Here is a 16,760-nt window from a genome sequence, read left to right as displayed (position 1 = left end):
GTCCTGGCGCCCGTCAGGACCTCCCCCGAGGCGTCCCGCGTCCCCCGCGCACCTCATGCGTCCCGCGCGGGGCCGTCCGTCGCGTGCGGGCCGGGGAGCCGCGCCTCAGTCGTCGTCGCGGGCGTCTCGGTCGCCGTCGTGGTCGTCGTGGGCGTCTCGGTCGTCGTGGTCGCCGTCGTGGTCCGCCGTCACCTTCGCCGTCCGCGCGTCGACGTTCAGCTCGTGCTCACGTCCGTCCTCGCCGCGTACCTCGACCTCCCAGCGGGCGCCCGGGGCGTCGTCGATCTCGGCGGACGTCACGGTGCCCGGTACGGAGGCGAGGGCGGCGACCGCGGCCTGCCGGACGTCCACGGCGGCGGCGCGCAGCGCGGCACGGTCCCGGGCGTCGTCGTCCCCGTCGTCGTCCCGGCCCGCGCGGTCCACGCGCACCGTGCCGTCGGCCGCGTCGACCGTCAGCTCGCGCCGGACGTCGTCCGCGCCGAACAGGTCGACCTCCCAGCGGCCGGCGCGGTCGTCGTCCCGCTCGACGGAGGACACGGCGCCGGGGAACCTCGCGAGCGCCGCGGCCACCGCCTCGCCCGCGGTGAGTTCCCCGCGGGCGCCGGGCGCGGTCGCCGCCGTGGGCGTCGCGGCCGGGCCGTCGGCGGCCGGGCCGTCGGCGGCCGGTGCCCGATCCGACCGCTCCGCCCGAGCGCTGTCCGTGCTGTCCGTGCTGTCCGTGCCGTGCGAGGCGGCGAGCGCCGTGTAGGTGCCGCCGCCGATCAGCACCGCCGCGGTGATCGCGGAGATGGCGAGCTTCAGCTTCATGAGGGGTCCTCCCGAGTCGGTCGGTGTGATCCGTGTCGATCCGGTTCTCAATGTGTCCCACGGAGGCTGAAGGCCACCTGAAGCCGGCTGAAGCGGTCTTCAGGTTCTGTTTGGCAGGCTGAGGGCATGCGCTTGCTGATCGTGGAGGACGAAAAGCGGCTCGCGGTCTCCCTCGCCGGGGGACTGCGGGCCGAGGGCTTCGCCGTCGATGTCGTGCACGACGGCCTCGAAGGGCTGCACCGCGCGAGTGAGGGCGTCCACGACCTCGTCGTGCTCGACATCATGCTGCCCGGCATGAACGGCTACCGGGTCTGCGCGGCCCTGCGCGCCGCCGGGCACGACGTACCGATCCTGATGCTCACCGCGAAGGACGGCGAGTACGACGAGGCGGAGGGGCTCGACACGGGCGCCGACGACTATCTGACCAAGCCGTTCTCGTACGTCGTGCTCGTCGCCCGGGTCAGGGCGCTGCTGCGCAGACGCGGGTCCCCCGGCGCCTCGCCCGTGCTGCGCGTCGGGGCGCTGAGCATCGACACGGCGGCCCGCCGGGTCTTCCGGGAGGAGACCGAGGTGGCCCTGACGGCGAAGGAGTTCGCCGTACTGGAGCAGCTGGCGGTGCGGGCGGGCGAGGTGGTCGGCAAGCAGTGGATCCTGGAGCACGTCTGGGACTTCGCCTACGACGGTGACCCGAACATCATTGAGGTTTACATCAGCGCGCTGCGGCGCAAGCTCGGCGCCCCGGCGATCCAGACGGTGCGCGGTGCCGGATACCGGCTGGTCGCGTCATGAGACGCCCTGTGGGACGCCTGGTGGGACGCCGCCGGTTCGGCTCCGTACGCGCCAAGGCGTCCCTCGGCGCGACGGCCGTGGTGGCGGTCGCGCTGGTGGCCGCCGGCCTCGCGGTGCTCCTCTCGTTGCGCTCGAACCTCACGGAGCAGGCGGACCGGCAGGCCGACAGGGCCGCGCGCGAGGTCGCGCTGGACATCGCCTCCCAGGTCCCGGACCGGGTCGCGTACGCGGACCTCGAACTGCCCGACGAGGAGGACCACCCGGTGCGGGTGACCGACGAGGACGGCCGGCTGCTGGTGGCCGGTGAGGGGCTGGAACGGATCAGCGGCACCGGGGTCCGCGCGGCAGGGGAGAGGGCCACCGCGAGGCCGGGCGCGGGCGGCACCGCCTCCGGCTCCCGGCAGGCCGAAGGGGACGACGAAGCGGACGGCCGCGACAGGAACGGGGACGGCAGAGACGGGGACGGCCGCGACGGGGACGACGACGACCCCGCCGTCGGCGAGATCGGCGACACCACCACGTACGGCTCGGGCAGCGCCACGGTGGACGGTGACAGCGCCGACTACCGCTTCGCGACGATCGAGGCGACCGACCGGGCCGGTGAGACGGTCCTCGTCCAGGCGGGCGCCCCGCTCGCGGACCGGCAGAGCGCCGTGCGCACCACCGGGCTCGCCATGCTGGCGGGGCTGCCCGTCCTGCTGCTGGTCGTCGGGGGAGTGACCTGGCTGATGACCCGTCGGGCGCTCAGGCCCGTCGAGGGCATCCGGCGCGAGCTGGCGGCCATCACCGCCTCCGAGGACCTGTCCCGACGGGTGCCGGAGCCCGCCACGCACGACGAGGTGGCGCGGCTGGCCCGTACGACCAATGAGACGCTCACGGCGCTGGAGGCGTCCGTGGAGCGGCAGCGCCGCTTCGTCGCGGACGCCTCGCACGAGCTGCGCAGCCCGATCGCCTCGCTCCGTACCCAGCTGGAGGTGGGCGAGGCGCATCCGGCGCTGCTGGACGTTCCCGGCGCGGTCGCGGACACCGTACGGCTTCAGCGGCTCGCGGCCGATCTGCTGCTGCTGGCCCGGCTGGACGCGGGGGAGCGGCCCGTGCGTGCCGCCCGGTTCGATCTGGGCGCTCTGGCGCACGAGGAGGTGTCGCAGCGGACCGCGGACCGCTGCCCGGTCGTTCTCGATGTGCGGCCGGGGGCGGAAGTGGCGGGATCGAGTGGCCAGTTGGCGCGGGTGCTGGGCAATCTGCTGGACAACGCGCAGCGCCACGCCGCCGGTTCGGTCACCGCGTCCGTGCGGCGGTCGGGCGCCACGGTTGTGCTCGCGGTCGCCGACGACGGTCCCGGGGTGCCGGAGGCGGAGCGTGAGCGGGTCTTCGAGCGGTTCGTACGGCTCGACGACGCCCGCAGCCGCGACGACGGCGGTGCCGGGCTCGGTCTCGCCATCGCCCGCGATGTGGCCGAGCGGCACGGCGGTACGCTCACGGCCGGCCGCGCGGAGCGGGGCGGCGCCCTGTTCGAGCTGCGGCTGCCCGCGGCCGACTGAGGCCGTCCCGGCATCCCCGGCATCCCGGGATCTCCGACATCCCGGCATCCACGGCCTCCCGGCATCCCCGGGATCTCCGACATCCCGGCATCCACGGCATCCTCGGCGGACCCGGCACCCGGCATCTCCGGCGCGGGCCGGTCCCGGCACGGGGCCGCCGCGAGCGGGCTCAGACCTTGCCGCGCCGGCCGTGCAGATGCTCGGCGACCGGGGTCAGCGAGGCCCGCAGCTCCGCCAGCGCCTCGGGCGAGAGCAGATCGATGAAGTGCCTGCGCACGGACTCGACATGGTGCGGCGCCACCTTCCGCATGGTCTCCATGCCGCTGTCCGTGAGCACCGCGAACAGGCCGCGCCGGTCCGACTCGCAGTGCTCCCTGCGGACCAGCCCGGCGCTCTCCATCCGGGTGATCTGGTGCGAGAGGCGGCTCTTGGACTGGAGCGTGGTGGCGGCGAGGTCGCTCATCCGCATACGCCGCTCCTCGGACTCGGAGAGATTCACCAGGATCTCGTAGTCGTTCATGGTCAGGCCGAACGGCTGGAGATCTTTCTCCAGCTGATGCGTCAGCAGCTTGTTGACATCCAGATGCGTGCGCCACGCACACTGCTCGGCGTCGCTCAGCCACCGGGTGGCCGTCTCGGTCTCCATGTATCTATTCTACCTAAGAAGTTGAATTCTGGACGAAATTGCCGGTCTGTGGAGTGTGATGCCAGCCACGCGCGCGAAGGGAGACCACGCGTTCGACGTGACACTCCGCAGACTACCGCTCACAGCCCGAAGCGACGCTGGAGGTCGCCCGGCCGGCCCGCGCCCCCGCCCGCCGGGGCGCCGCCGCCGGGCACCCCTGCCTCGGAGGGCGCCGTGCCGGTCGGCTGCTCCGCCATCAGCTCCTCCGTCGACTGGAGGAGCACGGTCCCCGCCCCGACGAACTCGAACTGGTGCTCCTCGCCCGAAGCGCCTCCGATGCCCGTCAGTGACCGGATCCCGCCCAGCACGCCGGACATATAGCCATGATCGTAATGGTGACAGGGGGACGGACAGTCCGCCCAGCCGACCAGGGCCTGCGGATCCACCCGCAGCGGCGGCTCCATGAACACCACGGGCCCGTTCGACGCGGCGACGAACTTCCCCGTGCCGATCAGGGTCAGAAAGCCCGGCACGATCGACTGCTTGAGCGCCAGCGACGGCTGGAAGGCCAGCAGATTCCCGGACCGGATCGTCAGATTCCCGTCCTCCAGGTCGAAGGAGTTGACGTCGAAGGCCCGGTCGGCCAGCAGCATCTTGCCCTCGCCCTCCGCGACCACCCAGTCGGCGGTGTGCAGCGGCGAGTGGAAGCTGCTGCGCACCAGCCCCTCGAAGCGCCCGTGGCCGATCCCGTCGAAGACGATCTGCCCGTAATAGGCGATCATCTTCCCCTTCTGGAGGAACCACCGGCTCCCCGTCAGCTCCACACAGAAGGTGTACGCGTTGACGTTGTCGTCACCCGGCAGCGTCATCGGGTCGAACACCACCGGTGCGCTCGCCGCTCCCGTGCTCACAGCTTCTCCTCCGATGCCTGGACGTACACCACGCCGTTTCCGCTCAGCTCCAGCTGGAACGCCTCGCCCGAGCCGCGCCCCACCATCTCGCGCCAGCCGAGCGCGGCGGAGAGCTTGTTGCGTACGTCGCCGTGGTGGGCCACGTACGCCTGCGGATCCACCCTGATCTCCGTGCCCGGGGTGATCGGCAGCTCGATCACCCCGCCGTGTGCCATCACCGCGACCGAGCCGTGGCCCTTCAGGGTGGTGGTGAACAGCCCCTGGCCGGTGACCTGGCCGCGCACCATGCCCATCACCCCGCCCTGCGAGCCCATGAACATCGTCCCCTGCTGGAGCGTCCCGTCGAAGGCGAGCAGCCGGTCCGCCTCGACGTACAGCGTGTCCCCGGCCAGGTCGATCACCTGGATGTGGTGCCCGCCGTGGCCGAACATCACCGTGCCGCTGCCCTCCACCGTCATCAGCGGGGTCGCCTCGTTGGCCACGCGGCGGCCGATCATCGACATGAGGCCGCCCTGCCCGCCCCGGATGTCGGGTGTGAAACCGACCTCCCCCCGGTACGCGAGCATCGCGCCGCGCTGGCTGAACAGCTTCTGGCCGGGGACCACCGTGGCCTCGACCATCTTCGAGTTGATCTCACGGAACGGCACTACAGATCGCCCCCGATCGTGTTCCGCTCGCTCGGCTGTACGTACACGAGCCCCTCGCCCTCGAAGCGGATCTGGAAGGACTCGCCGGAGCCCTCGCCGATGAGCGTGCGGAAGTTCACCCCGGACTGGAGCTTCTGCTGGAGCTTGCCCTGATGCGCGATGTACGCCCCCGGGTCCACGTACAGCGGGTAACGCGACGAGACCCGCAGCACCACCGCCTCGCCGTCCGACATGATCGCCGCCTGCCCCGTGCCCTCCACGACGGTCGTGAACAGGCCATTTCCCGACGCTCCGCCGCGCAGGCCGGTGAAGGTCGTGCCCGTACGCAGGGCCGCGTCCGTGCAGAGCAGATTGCTCGACTCGACATAGAGCTTGTCGCCGTGCAGCGAGACGAGGTTGATCTCGCTCGCGCGGTCGGCGAAATAGCAGGTGCCCTGGCCCTTCACCTCCATCACGGTCATCTGTTCGCCGGTGAGCCGGCGCGTCACCATCCCGCGCAGTCCCTCACCGCCCCCGGTCAGCTTCTTGAAGGTCATCCGGCCGTCGTACGCGACCATCGACCCGTTCTTCGCCTTGACGGCGTCGCCTGTCATCTCGACGGCGAGCACCCTGCTGCCTTGCAGTCGGAACTGAGCCACAGGTCGAAGGTATCCGGCGCCACCGGCGCGGGACAGGGCTCCCGCCCCCGATCCGCCCCGGATCCGTCCCTGACCCGACCCCCGGTCCGCACCCCGTACCGACCCTGACCACGGCCGTCCGGTGCCGGGCTGTCACAATGACCGGAGCGCTTGTGCACGCGTTCACAAGATCGCGCGCGCGAGATCACGTACCCCCGAAGACGAAGGTGCCTGCCTCGTGGACATCAAGACCGCATCCGCCCTCCACCGCCTCCGCCTGATCTCGGCCCCGGAGGCCGTGTCCTTCCTGGTGCTCGCTGTCTGCTCGGTGCTGAAGCGCACGACCGAGTTCAACGCGGTTCCTGTGATGGGGGCCGTCCACGGTGTTCTCTTCATCATCTACGTGATCTTCTGGGCCGACGCCTGGAACCGCGTCAAGTGGCCCCTCGGCACGGCCGCGCTCTACTTCGTCCTCTCCGTCCTGCCGTTCGGCGGCTTCTACGCCGACCGCAGGCTCAAGCGCGCCGCCGACGACGCCGTCATCGCCTCCCGCGCCCGGCGCGAGGGTACGGTGAGCGCATGATCGTCGCCTTCTCCGTCTCTCCCCTCGGTGTCGGGGAGGACGTCGGCGAGTACGTCGCCGACGCCGTCAGGGTCGTCCGTGCGTCCGGCCTGCCGAACCGTACGGACGCCATGTTCACCTCGATCGAGGGCGAGTGGGACGAGGTGATGGACGTGGTCAAGCGCGCCGTCGCCGCCGTCGAGGCCCGGTCGGGCCGCGTCTCACTGGTCCTCAAGGCCGACATCAGGCCGGGCGTCACGGACGGACTCACCTCGAAGGTCGAGACCGTCGAGCGCCACCTCGCCCCGTAGTCCACGGTAGACAGCCGACGACACATAGCCCACGGCACGTAGCCCGCGCCCCGTAGCCGACGACACATAGCCCACGGCACGTAGTCCACGCCCCGTAGCTGACGGCACATAGCCCACGGCGCATAGCCCTCGGCACGTGCCCGACGCCCCGTACGCAGTAACCCGCGAGCGTAAAACCCCTCGCACGGACGCCTCCAGTCGACACGCCGGTCAATCTCCCTTTCTGTGGGGATATCGACCTCGCGACTCAGCTGGAGGCACCGTGCGGCCCGAGGGCTACGACCACGACCTCGATCCCGACGACGAACCCGACTACGACTACGACCTCCACAGCCGTCTGGCCGGCCCGCTCACGGAGCCGGACCCGAGGGCCCCCTACCGGGTGGAGTACCGCAGTCTGCTGGCCCGGGAGCCCCGCCGAATACGCGCCGTGCTGCTGATGGCCCTGGCGCCGGTCCTCTCCGGCTCCCTGTTGGCCTATCTGGTCTGGCCCAGCCACCGCACCGAGCGCGAGGGCGGCGACCGCTGGCTCATCGCCTTCGACCACGTGATGCTCGGCTCGATCGGGTTCATCGCCCTGTTCATGCTGGTCAACGTCGCCTCGGTGGCCCACGCCACCATGGTCGCCAGGGATCCGATACCCGTCGCCGCCGAAGTGGGCACCCGGGTCGCCTTCCTCACCACGTACGTCCCCGGCAAAGAACCGCTCGCCATGGTGCGGGCCACCCTCGAAGGCGCCGTACGGCTGCGCCACAGCGGCCCGCTCGACCTCTGGCTGCTCGACGAGGGCGACGACTCCGCCGCCCGCGCCCTCTGCGCGGAGCTGGGGGTGCGTCACTTCACCCGTAAGGGTGTCCCGCAGTGGAACCGTGCGAAAGGTGTCCACAAGACCCGCACCAAGCACGGCAACTACAACGCCTGGCTCGCCATGCACGGGGACGACTACGACTTCTTCGCCTCCGTCGACACCGACCACATACCGCTGCCCAACTTCCTGGAGCGGATGCTCGGTTACTTCCGCGACCCGGACATCGCCTTCGTCGTCGGCCCTCAGGTGTACGGCAACTACACCTCGCCCGTCACCAAGGCCGCCGAGTCGCAGCAGTTCCTCTTCCACGCGCTGATCCAGCGGGCAGGCAACCGCTACCACGCCCCGATGTTCGTCGGCACCAACAACGTCGTACGGATCAAGGCGCTCAAGCAGATAGGCGGGCTGTACGACTCGATCACCGAGGACATGGCCACCGGCTTCGAGCTGCACCGCACGAGAAACCCGCTCACCGGCCGGTTCTGGCGCTCCGTCTACACCCCCGACGTGCTCGCCGTGGGGGAGGGGCCCGCGTCCTGGACCGACTTCTTCACCCAGCAGCTGCGCTGGTCGAGAGGGACCTACGAGACGCTCATCAAGCAGTACTGGAAGGCGCCCTTCCGGGTGCCGCCGGGGCGGCTGCTCAGCTACACGCTGATGCTCGTGTACTACCCGATGACGGCCGTCAACTGGTTCCTCGGCATCCTCAGCTGCGTCCTCTTCCTCTGGCTCGGCGCCTCCGGCACCCAGGTCTCCTCGGCGGTCCTGCTGATGCTCTACAGCGACGCCGCCGCCCTCCAGATCGGCCTCTACCTCTGGAACAGGCGCCACAACGTCTCGCCCCACGAGCCGAGCGGCTCCGGCGGACTCGCCGGGATGGCCATGTCGGCGCTCTCCGCGCCCCTCTACCTCAAGTCGCTCGGCGCGGCGCTGCTGCGCACCGACGGGCGGTTCGTCGTCACCCCCAAGGGCGGCCAGGCCAGCCCCGACCGGCCGATGACGTTCCGGCTCCATCTCTTCTGGGCCGCCGTCCTCGTCGGCTCGCTCATCGCGTCGGTCTTCCTCGGCCACACCCATGTGGCGATGCGCACCTGGGCCGTACTGGCGCTGGTGATCGCGCTCGCGCCGGTCGCCGTGTGGTGCTGGACGCTGTGGGGCGAACGCGCGGAGCGTACGGCCGCCCTCACCGGGCCCGTACCGGCGACCGGCGTCGCCTCCATGACGACGGAGCGGCCCGCCGAGCGCCCCGCCGAGCGCCCCGCAGGGCGCCCCGCAGGGCGCCCCGCGGACGACGAGCCGCGGCCCGCGTTCGCCGCCAACACGGTACAGACCGCGACCGTATCGACGTCAGGAGGGAACTGAGCCATGGCCAAGCGCAGCAGGAAGGCCGGGACATCGCGGTACCGGCCGTCCGACAAGTTCAAGAAGACGCTGCTGGGCGGCGGGGCGCTGGTGGTGCTCGTCGGCCTCAACGCGCCCGCGGCCTACTCCTTCGCCTCCGAGAAGTACCACGCGTACAAGATCGCCCAGCCCGGTTACAAGCGCCAGTACGGCTCGTGGGCCATGCTCGACGTCCCCGAGCAGTACCGTACGAACGCGATCCACGCGGCCCTGCTGCACAGCGGCAAGGTGCTGATCATCGCCGGTTCCGGCAACAACCAGAAGAAGTTCGACGAGGGCTCCTTCGACACGATCCTCTGGAACCCGGCCGACGACTCCTTCAAGAAGATCCCCACCCCCGAGGACTTCTTCTGCGCCGGTCACTCCCAGCTCCCCGACGGCCGCCTGCTGGTGGCGGGCGGCACCGCGCGCTACGAGGTGCTCGACGGCGAGGTCAGCCGCGCGGGCGGTGGGATGCGCGTCAAGAACGAGAACCCGGACCGCGGGCACACGTTCAAGAAAGGCACCCGCTTCCGCTCCCCGTCGGGTGTCGAGTACGTCAGCACCTCCGACGTCACCGTGCCCAAGGCGAAGAAGGAGTTCAAGGTCGGCTACGGCAAGAGCGGCCGGATGCTCCCCTGGCAGACCAAGGTCACCGCCGGTGAGGCCCGGGTCTTCGTGGAGGCGGTCGACAAGGGCCCGCAGGCGCTCACCACCCAGGCCGCGCAGTACGAGATCCTCGGGCTGAAGGGCAAGGACGCGGACAACCTCTACGGACTCGCGCAGAAGCTCACCACGGAGAAGCAGGACTTCCAGGGCATCAAGTCGGCCTACGAATTCGACCCCAGGGCCGAGAAGTACGTCCCCGTCGACCCGATGAGGGAGGCCCGCTGGTACCCCACCCTGGTCACCCTGGACGACGGCAAAGTCCTCGCCGTCTCCGGTCTCGACGACGTCGGCGCCGTGGTCACCGGCGACAACGAGCTGTACGACCCGAAGACCAAGAAGTGGAGCCAGGGCCCCACCCGTTACTTCCCCACCTACCCGGCGCTCTTCCTCACCAAGGGCGGCAAACTCTTCTACTCCGGCTCCAACGCCGGGTACGGGCCCGCCGACAAGGGCCGGCAGCCGGGGCTGTGGGACCTGAAGAAGAACACCTTCACCAAGGTCGACGGCCTCACCGACGCCGACCAGACGGAGACCTCCGCCTCCCTGATGCTGCCCCCGGTCCAGGACCAGCGCGTGATGCTGCTGGGCGGCGGCGGCGTCGGCGAGTCCTCCAAGGCCACCGCCCGCACCGCCATCGTCGACCTCGGCAAGGACAGCCCCGCCTTCCGGGAAGGCCCCAGGCTGCCGCAGGGCACCCGCTATCTGAGCAGTGTGCTGCTGCCCGACGACACGGTGTTCACCACCGGTGGCTCCTCCGACTACCGGGGGCGCAGCGCCAGCGACATCCTCAAGGCGCAGTTCTACGAGCCCGCGACCAACTCGTTCCGCCCGGCGGCGGACCCCACGGTCGGCCGCAACTACCACTCGGAGGCGCTGCTGCTGCCCGACGGCCGGGTCGTCACCTTCGGCTCCGACCCGCTGTTCAACGACGCCGACAACACCAAACTGGGCACCTTCGAACAGCGCGTGGAGATCTACACGCCCCCTTACCTCCAGGGCGACAAGGGAAAGAAGGAGAACCGCCCGGACCTCGGCAAGGGCCCGGACCGGCTCGACGCCAAGGGCCGCGCCACCTTCCGCACCGCCCACCCCGACCGCATCGCCAAGGCCCGCCTGATGCGCCCGAGCGCCGTCACCCACACGACGGACGTGGAACAGCGCTCCGTGGAACTCACGCTGAGCAAGTCGAAGAACGCGGTGACGCTGGAGGCCCCGAACGACCGGGCCGTGGTCCCGCCTGGCTGGTACATGCTCTTCGCGACGGACAAGGCGGGTGTCCCGTCGGAGGCGAAGTGGATCCAGGTCACCTGACGGGCGGCGGCGCTGCGCCGTGCGTCAGTTCTTCGCCCGGCGGGCCAGGCCGAGCGCGTACTCCGGCCACCAGGTGCCGGCGGCCGGGCCGCCGCGGCAGGGGCCGTCGGAGTCGCCGGGGCGTTTGATCCAGAGGAACGCGTCGAGCAGTTCGTTGCCGGTGTTGGTGGTGGGCGGGGTGCCCAGGGCCCGGCCCGGTGGGTTGCACCAGCCCTGGTCGCGGTCGCCGGAGAGCGGGCCCGCGCCGTTCCTGCTGGTGTCCACCGTGAAGTGGGCGTCGCCCAGCAGGCCGGAGAGCCGGGTGCCGTACGTCTTGACCGCGTCGTCGGTCTGGAAGTTGGACACGTTGAGGGAGAAGCCGTCGGCCGCCTCGACGCCCGCGCGGCGGAGCGTGTCGGCGAGCTTGCCCGGGTCGGTGACCCAGGCCGGGTTGCCCGCGTCCAGGTAGACGCGGGTGTGCGGCCGACGCTTGAGGGTGCCGATGGCCTCGGAGAGCAGCTCGTACCGCTCGCCCTGGTGCTGCTCGGGCGTGCAGCCGTCCGCGAGGTGCGGTACGGCGTCCGGCTCCAGGACGACGATGGCGTCGGCGTCGCCGATCGCGTCGGCGAAGGCGCCGATCCACGAGCGGTAGGCGGCGGCGTCGTGCGCGCCGCCCGCCGAGTAGAGGCCGCAGTCGCGGTGCGGGATGTTGTAGGCGACGAGGACGGCGGTGCGCTTGTCGGCCTTGGCGCCCCGTACGGTTCTGCGGATCTGCGGTTCTGGGTCGTCGCCCGCGGGCCACTCGGCCACCGCCCGCTCCGAGATGCGTCGCAGGATCTTCGCCTCGCCCTCGCGCCCCCGCTTCTCCCACGCCTTGACCTGCCGGGCCGCGTCGCTGTCCGGGTCGACCCAGAAGGGCGACGCCACGGAGGGGGCGGCCTCGCCCAGGACCGACGCCGGTCCCGAGGGCCCGGGGGCGGACGCGGCGGAGGACGCCGGGCCGGACGAGAAGGCCGAGCAGCCGCTCACCGCCAGCCCGAGAAGGGCCGCGACTGCGGCGGCTGCGGTGCGGGAGCGGTGTGGTCTGCGGCCGGACATCCATACCCCTCGGAGAACGACTGGGGAGCGACTGGGGGAGCGCACGGGAATGGCAAGACCGGCATATCGTTACATGACGCTCAGTCGGTTCCGGGGTGCGACACCGCGAGCGCGATCCCGAGCGGGGTCCGCTCGTACAGCACCTCATGTCCGTACCGCCGCGCCCCGAGCAGCCCCGCCCCGCGCAGCACCGACAGATGCGCCGACACCGAGGAGGGCGCCAGCCCCAGCATCCGGGCGAGCGCCGTGGTGGAGGCCGGCTCGTCGAGGGCGCACAGCACGCGGGCCCGCGCCCGGCCCAGCAGCCGGGCGAGCGCCTCGGGGGTACGGTCCGACGGCTCCGTCCACAGACCGCCGATCCCGCGCACCGGATAGATCACGGCGGGCTGCCACGGCGGCAGATAACCGCTCACGACCCGGGGCCAGCAGAAGACGCTCGGCATCAGCACGAGCCCGTCGCCGCCCAGGACCCGCGCGTGGCTGCCGTTCATCCCGGTGATGGTCAGGGTGGATCCGCCGGTCCAGCCGAGCTGCGGGCTCAGCTCCGCTATCAGCCGCTCGAAGCCCGCCTCCGCCAACCGCCGCGAGTGATAGGCCACATCGGCCTCCAGCAGCGCCCGCAGCCGGGGCCAGTCGGGCTCCACGAGCACCCGCCACGCCTGCTCCAGCAGCCCGGCCAGCTCACCGACGGCCCGCGCCGGATCCGCCAGCATCGCCCGTCCCGCCGGGCTCTCCGCGGCACCGGGGGTCTCGGCGAGCGCCAGGGCGATATCGGCCCCCGCCGCCCGCGGGTCGGTGGTGCGGACGGCCGCGATCTCGTCCTCGAAGACGGGGCTCGGGCCGGGTGGCACCCGGCTGAGAAGGTCGGGGTTGTGGCCGAACTCCGGCATCAGCAGATGGAGCGGACGCAGATCCAGCCCGTCGGCGGCCTGCCGGATCCGCCGCAGCCACGGCAGGTGGTACCCGTGCCGCCGGGGTCGCACGAGGGTCCTTACGGCCTCCTGGGTCTCCCAGAGCGGCGAGATCGCGAAGCGGCAGCGGAGCAGGTCGCTCTCGGTGAAGTGGAGCTGGAACGGCATGGCGGCGGACGACCCCTGGGGGCGGAAGATTCGGACCTGGCCGAAAGTTTAGGTCCGGACACCTGCGTCCCGCCACGCTCCGACCATGTCCAAGAACCCAGCCCCCGGCGGGTACGGGGCCGTCTTCGCCGTGCGCGAGTTCCGGTTCGTGTTCGCCGCGCACCTGCTCTCGCTGCTCGGCGTGGTCGTCAGCGAGATCGCGCTGACCTACCTCGTCTACGTCCTCACCGGCTCCCCGCTGCTCAGCGCGCTCACCTTCGCGCTCGGCCTGCTGCCGTACCTCGTCGGCGGCACACTGCTCGCCGGGGTCGCCGACCGCTACCCCGCCCGGCGGGTCCTGGTGGTCTGCGACCTGCTGTGTGCCGGCTGCGTCGGCGTGATGGTGCTGCCCGGCATCCCGATCGCCGGGCTGCTGGCGCTGCGCTGCCTGATCGCCGCCGTCGCGCCGGTGTTCACCGGGACCAGGACGGCCGCGCTCACCGACATCCTCGGCGGCGGCGACCTCTACGTCCTCGGCCGCTCGCTGCTGCGGATCGTCTCGCAGAGCGCGCAGCTCGTCGGGTTCGGGGTGGGAGGGGTCCTGCTCGCCGTCATCCCCGCCCGCGCCGCGATCGCCGTCACCCTCGCGACGTTCCTGTGCTCGGCCACGCTGCTGCGCTTCGGCACCCGCGACCGGCCGGCCAGAAGCGCCGGGCAGGGCGGTGCGCTGCTTCGGGACTCGCTCGCCGGAGCCCGGCTCGTGCTCGGCGAGCGCGGGACCCGGGCGCTGCTGCTGCTCTTCTGGGTGCCCGCGATGTTCGTCGTCGCCCCGGAGGCCCTGGTCGCCCCGTACGTCGACTCGCTCGGGGCTGGCCCGGTCGCTCTGGGGCTGTTGATGTGCGCGATGCCCGTGGGGCACATCGTGGCCGAGCTGTACGTCGGTTCGGTGCTCTCCCCGCGGGCCAGGACCCGGATCGTGCTGCCGGTCGCCGCCACCGGGCTGCTGCCGCTCCTGGTGTACGCGGCCGAGCCCGGTCTCGGCGGGGCGGTGGCGGCGCTGGCGCTGTCCGGGGCGGGCGCCGCGTACGTGGTCGGGCTGGACCGGTGGTTCGTCGACGCGGTCCCCGAAGAGCTGCGCGGCCGGGCGATGACCCTGCTCACGGCGGGGCTGATGACGGTCCAGGGCCTCGGCATGGCGCTCGCCGGTCTGGCCGCCGAGTTCTTCCCGGTCCACCACGTCGTGGCCGGAGCGGGCGCGGTCGGGACCGGGTGCTGCCTGCTGCTCGTACGGGAGGTCCGCGCGGTCCGGCGGGCTGAGGTGCTCGGAGTGCGAGACGGGGCTGACCCGTACGTGGCCGATCGGTAAGGTCGAGGGCGTGTCAAAACCGCTCGGTCTGCCCTTCGACCCGATCGCCCGCGCCGACGAACTCTGGCGGCAGCGCTGGGGTCCCGTCCCCTCCATGGCCGCGATCACCTCGGTCATGCGCGCGCACCAGATCCTGCTGGCCGGGGTCGACGCGGTCGTCAAACCGTACGGGCTGACCTTCGCCCGGTACGAGGCGCTGGTGCTGCTCACCTTCTCCCAGGCGGGCGAGCTGCCGATGTCCAAGATCGGCGAGCGGCTGATGGTGCACCCGACGTCGGTCACCAACACGGTGGACCGGCTCGTCACCTCCGGTCTGGTCGACAAGCGGCCCAACCCCGCCGACGGCCGGGGCACCCTCGCCTCCATCACCGACAAGGGCCGCGACGTGGTGGAGTCGGCCACCAAGGACCTGATGGACATGGACTTCGGGCTGGGCGCGTACGACGCCGAGGAGTGCGCGGAGATCTTCGCGGTGCTGCGCCCGCTGCGCGTCGCGGCGCGGGACTTCGAGCAGTAGCCCAGCGGTGGGAGGGCGTGCCCGGGGGGCGTGGGCGCGCGTCCGGGGGCGCGCGAAGATCGCCCAATGTGCCCGGTTAGGCTCCTTCCATGAAGTCAAATGTGCTGTCGCGCTACCGGGTGATGGCGTACATCACCGCCGTCTGGCTGCTGGTCTTCACCGTCGCGATCGTCATGAAGTACGGGTTCGACACCGGTGACACGATGCTGATCTCCCAGATCCACGGCGTGCTGTTCATCGTCTACGTCGTCTTCGCCTTCGATCTGGGCTCCAAGGCGAAGTGGCCCTTCGGCAAGCTTCTCTGGGTGCTGGCCGCCGGCTGCATCCCGGCGGCGTCGTTCTTCGTGGAGCCGAAGATCACGCGCGAGATCCGGCCGCTCCTGACGGACCGCGAGCCGGTCGCCGCCAAGGCGTAGCGCCCCCCGCGGCCCCCGCGGCGGCACTCTCCCCGCCCGCACGGCGCCGCCCCTCTCCGCCCGCACGGTGTGCGGGCGGTTTTCCATCGACATTTACTTGGACGTCCTAGTAAATTTGAAGGTATGAACGCTGACGCGATCGAGGAGGGCCGCCTGCGCTGGCAGGCCCGCTACGACAAGGCCCGCAAGCGTGACGCTGACTTCAGCACGCTCTCCGGCGACCCGGTGGAGCCGGTCTACGGGCCCCGGCCCGGTGACACGTACGAGGGATTCGAACGGATCGGCTGGCCCGGTGCGTACCCGTTCACCCGGGGCCTGCACCCGACCGGGTACCGGGGCAGGACCTGGACCATCCGGCAGTTCGCCGGCTTCGGCAACGCACGGCAGACCAACGACCGCTACAAGACGATCCTGGCCAACGGCGGCGGCGGGCTCTCCGTCGCCTTCGACATGCCCACGCTCATGGGCCGCGACTCCGACGACGCCCGCTCGCTCGGCGAGGTCGGCCACTGCGGGGTCGCCATCGACTCCGCCGCCGACATGGAGATCCTCTTCGACGGCATCCCGCTCGGGGACGTCACCACCTCCATGACGATCAGCGGCCCGGCCGTCCCCGTCTTCTGCATGTACCTCGTCGCGGCGGAGCGCCAGGGCATCGACCCCGCCGTGCTCAACGGCACGCTCCAGACCGACATCTTCAAGGAGTACATCGCCCAGAAGGAGTGGCTGTTCCAGCCCGAGCCCCATCTGCGGCTGATCGGCGACCTGATGGAGCACTGCGCCGCCGCCATCCCCGCGTACAAGCCGCTCTCCGTCTCCGGCTACCACATCCGCGAGGCGGGCTCGACGGCCGCGCAGGAGCTGGCGTACACCCTCGCGGACGGCTTCGGCTATGTGGAGCTGGGGCTCAGCCGGGGGATGGACGTCGACGTCTTCGCCTCCGGCCTCTCCTTCTTCTTCGACGCGCACCTCGACTTCTTCGAGGAGATCGCCAAGTTCCGCGCGGCCCGGCGGATCTGGGCGCGCTGGATGCGGGACGTGTACGGGGCGCGCACCGACAAGGCGCAGTGGCTGCGCTTCCACACCCAGACCGCCGGAGTCTCGCTCACCGCCCAGCAGCCGTACAACAACGTCGTACGGACGGCGGTGGAGGCGCTGTCGGCCGTCCTGGGCGGTACGAACTCGCTGCACACCAACGCGCTGGACGAGACCCTCGCCCTGCCGAGCGAGCAGGCCGCCGAGATCGCGCTGCGCACCCAGCAGGTGCTGATGGAGGAGACCGGCGTCGCCAATGTCGCCGACCCGCTCGGCGGCTCCTGGTACGTCGAGCAGCTCACCGACCGGATCG

17 protein-coding genes are annotated in these 16,760 nt (G+C 71.3%); 10 read left to right on the top strand and 7 right to left on the bottom strand.

The genetic code is table 11. From position 1 onward, the window contains the following. Positions 1-105 precede the first annotated feature (105 nt). On the bottom strand, positions 106-807 hold the full coding sequence (locus DVH02_RS13970; RefSeq protein WP_114624128.1) for a PepSY domain-containing protein: 702 nt from the start codon (positions 805-807) through the stop codon (positions 106-108). Between the two features lie 126 nt (positions 808-933). Between DVH02_RS13970 and DVH02_RS13965 the strand changes: the two genes are divergently transcribed. Beyond that, positions 934-1,596 (top strand): response regulator transcription factor, encoded by a 663-nt coding sequence (locus tag DVH02_RS13965; protein ID WP_114624127.1) that lies wholly within the window; start codon positions 934-936, stop codon positions 1,594-1,596. Then, positions 1,593-3,137, top strand: coding sequence for a sensor histidine kinase (locus DVH02_RS13960; RefSeq protein WP_114624126.1), 1,545 nt, complete (start codon positions 1,593-1,595; stop codon positions 3,135-3,137). Before DVH02_RS13965 ends, DVH02_RS13960 begins: the two co-directional genes overlap by 4 nt. A gap of 169 nt (positions 3,138-3,306) precedes the next feature. On the opposite strand, the gene DVH02_RS13955 is transcribed toward DVH02_RS13960, so the two are convergent. The 4 genes from DVH02_RS13955 to DVH02_RS13940 all read right to left on the bottom strand — a co-directional run bounded on the left by DVH02_RS13955 (position 3,307) and on the right by DVH02_RS13940 (position 5,958). Then, the gene (locus tag DVH02_RS13955; protein WP_114624125.1) at positions 3,307-3,783 is read right to left on the bottom strand and encodes a MarR family winged helix-turn-helix transcriptional regulator; all 477 of its coding nucleotides are present in this window, start codon (positions 3,781-3,783) and stop codon (positions 3,307-3,309) included. A 119-nt stretch (positions 3,784-3,902) separates the two neighbouring features. Then, on the bottom strand, positions 3,903-4,631 hold the full coding sequence (locus DVH02_RS13950; RefSeq protein ID WP_114624161.1) for an AIM24 family protein: 729 nt from the start codon (positions 4,629-4,631) through the stop codon (positions 3,903-3,905). Positions 4,632-4,669: 38 nt separating this feature from the next. After that, a complete protein-coding gene (locus tag DVH02_RS13945) occupies positions 4,670-5,320 on the bottom strand; it encodes an AIM24 family protein (protein ID WP_114624124.1) in 651 nt (216 codons plus the stop codon). After that, positions 5,320-5,958: an AIM24 family protein gene (locus DVH02_RS13940; RefSeq protein ID WP_114624123.1), complete on the bottom strand. Its 639-nt coding sequence runs from the start codon at positions 5,956-5,958 to the stop codon at positions 5,320-5,322. The genes DVH02_RS13945 and DVH02_RS13940 overlap by 1 nt, the downstream gene beginning before the upstream one ends. 217 nt (positions 5,959-6,175) lie before the next feature. On the opposite strand from DVH02_RS13940, the gene DVH02_RS13935 reads away from it, so the two are divergent. From DVH02_RS13935 to glxA, 4 genes are all read left to right on the top strand, one after another. Then, complete coding sequence (locus DVH02_RS13935; protein ID WP_114624122.1) at positions 6,176-6,520, top strand: DUF3817 domain-containing protein; 345 nt, start codon at positions 6,176-6,178, stop codon at positions 6,518-6,520. Further along, positions 6,517-6,810 (top strand): MTH1187 family thiamine-binding protein, encoded by a 294-nt coding sequence (locus DVH02_RS13930; RefSeq protein ID WP_114624121.1) that lies wholly within the window; start codon positions 6,517-6,519, stop codon positions 6,808-6,810. The genes DVH02_RS13935 and DVH02_RS13930 overlap by 4 nt, the downstream gene beginning before the upstream one ends. 262 nt (positions 6,811-7,072) lie before the next feature. Next, positions 7,073-8,980, top strand: a complete 1,908-nt coding sequence (locus tag DVH02_RS13925; RefSeq protein WP_233518215.1) for a glycosyltransferase family 2 protein — start codon at positions 7,073-7,075, stop codon at positions 8,978-8,980. 3 nt (positions 8,981-8,983) lie between these two features. Beyond that, entirely contained in the window at positions 8,984-10,978 is a 1,995-nt protein-coding gene (glxA, locus tag DVH02_RS13920; RefSeq protein WP_114624120.1) for a radical copper oxidase GlxA, read from the top strand. 24 nt (positions 10,979-11,002) lie between these two features. On the opposite strand, the gene DVH02_RS13915 is transcribed toward glxA, so the two are convergent. Next, positions 11,003-12,055, bottom strand: coding sequence for a glycoside hydrolase family 6 protein (locus tag DVH02_RS13915; protein WP_114624119.1), 1,053 nt, complete (start codon positions 12,053-12,055; stop codon positions 11,003-11,005). Positions 12,056-12,135: 80 nt separating this feature from the next. Further along, entirely contained in the window at positions 12,136-13,134 is a 999-nt protein-coding gene (locus tag DVH02_RS13910; protein WP_114624118.1) for an ArsR/SmtB family transcription factor, read from the bottom strand. A gap of 85 nt (positions 13,135-13,219) precedes the next feature. Here DVH02_RS13910 and DVH02_RS13905 point away from each other — a divergent pair, with 85 nt between their 5' ends. The 4 genes from DVH02_RS13905 to DVH02_RS13890 form a co-directional block, all read left to right on the top strand. Then, the gene (locus DVH02_RS13905) at positions 13,220-14,479 is read left to right on the top strand and encodes an MFS transporter (RefSeq protein WP_114624117.1); all 1,260 of its coding nucleotides are present in this window, start codon (positions 13,220-13,222) and stop codon (positions 14,477-14,479) included. A gap of 10 nt (positions 14,480-14,489) precedes the next feature. After that, on the top strand, positions 14,490-14,996 hold the full coding sequence (locus DVH02_RS13900; protein WP_114624116.1) for a MarR family winged helix-turn-helix transcriptional regulator: 507 nt from the start codon (positions 14,490-14,492) through the stop codon (positions 14,994-14,996). An 89-nt stretch (positions 14,997-15,085) separates the two neighbouring features. Beyond that, the gene (locus DVH02_RS13895; protein ID WP_114624115.1) at positions 15,086-15,412 is read left to right on the top strand and encodes a DUF3817 domain-containing protein; all 327 of its coding nucleotides are present in this window, start codon (positions 15,086-15,088) and stop codon (positions 15,410-15,412) included. A gap of 123 nt (positions 15,413-15,535) precedes the next feature. Further along, positions 15,536-16,760: acyl-CoA mutase large subunit family protein (locus DVH02_RS13890; RefSeq protein ID WP_114624114.1), on the top strand; the 1,225-nt coding region annotated here is incomplete at its 3' end.

It is taken from the genome of Streptomyces corynorhini (genome assembly GCF_003346515.1).
GTDB classification, from domain to species: Bacteria; Actinomycetota; Actinomycetes; order Streptomycetales; family Streptomycetaceae; genus Streptomyces; species Streptomyces corynorhini.
The sequence above is the reverse complement of the archived record's forward strand: the minus strand, read 5'-3'. Positions and strand labels throughout refer to the sequence as shown.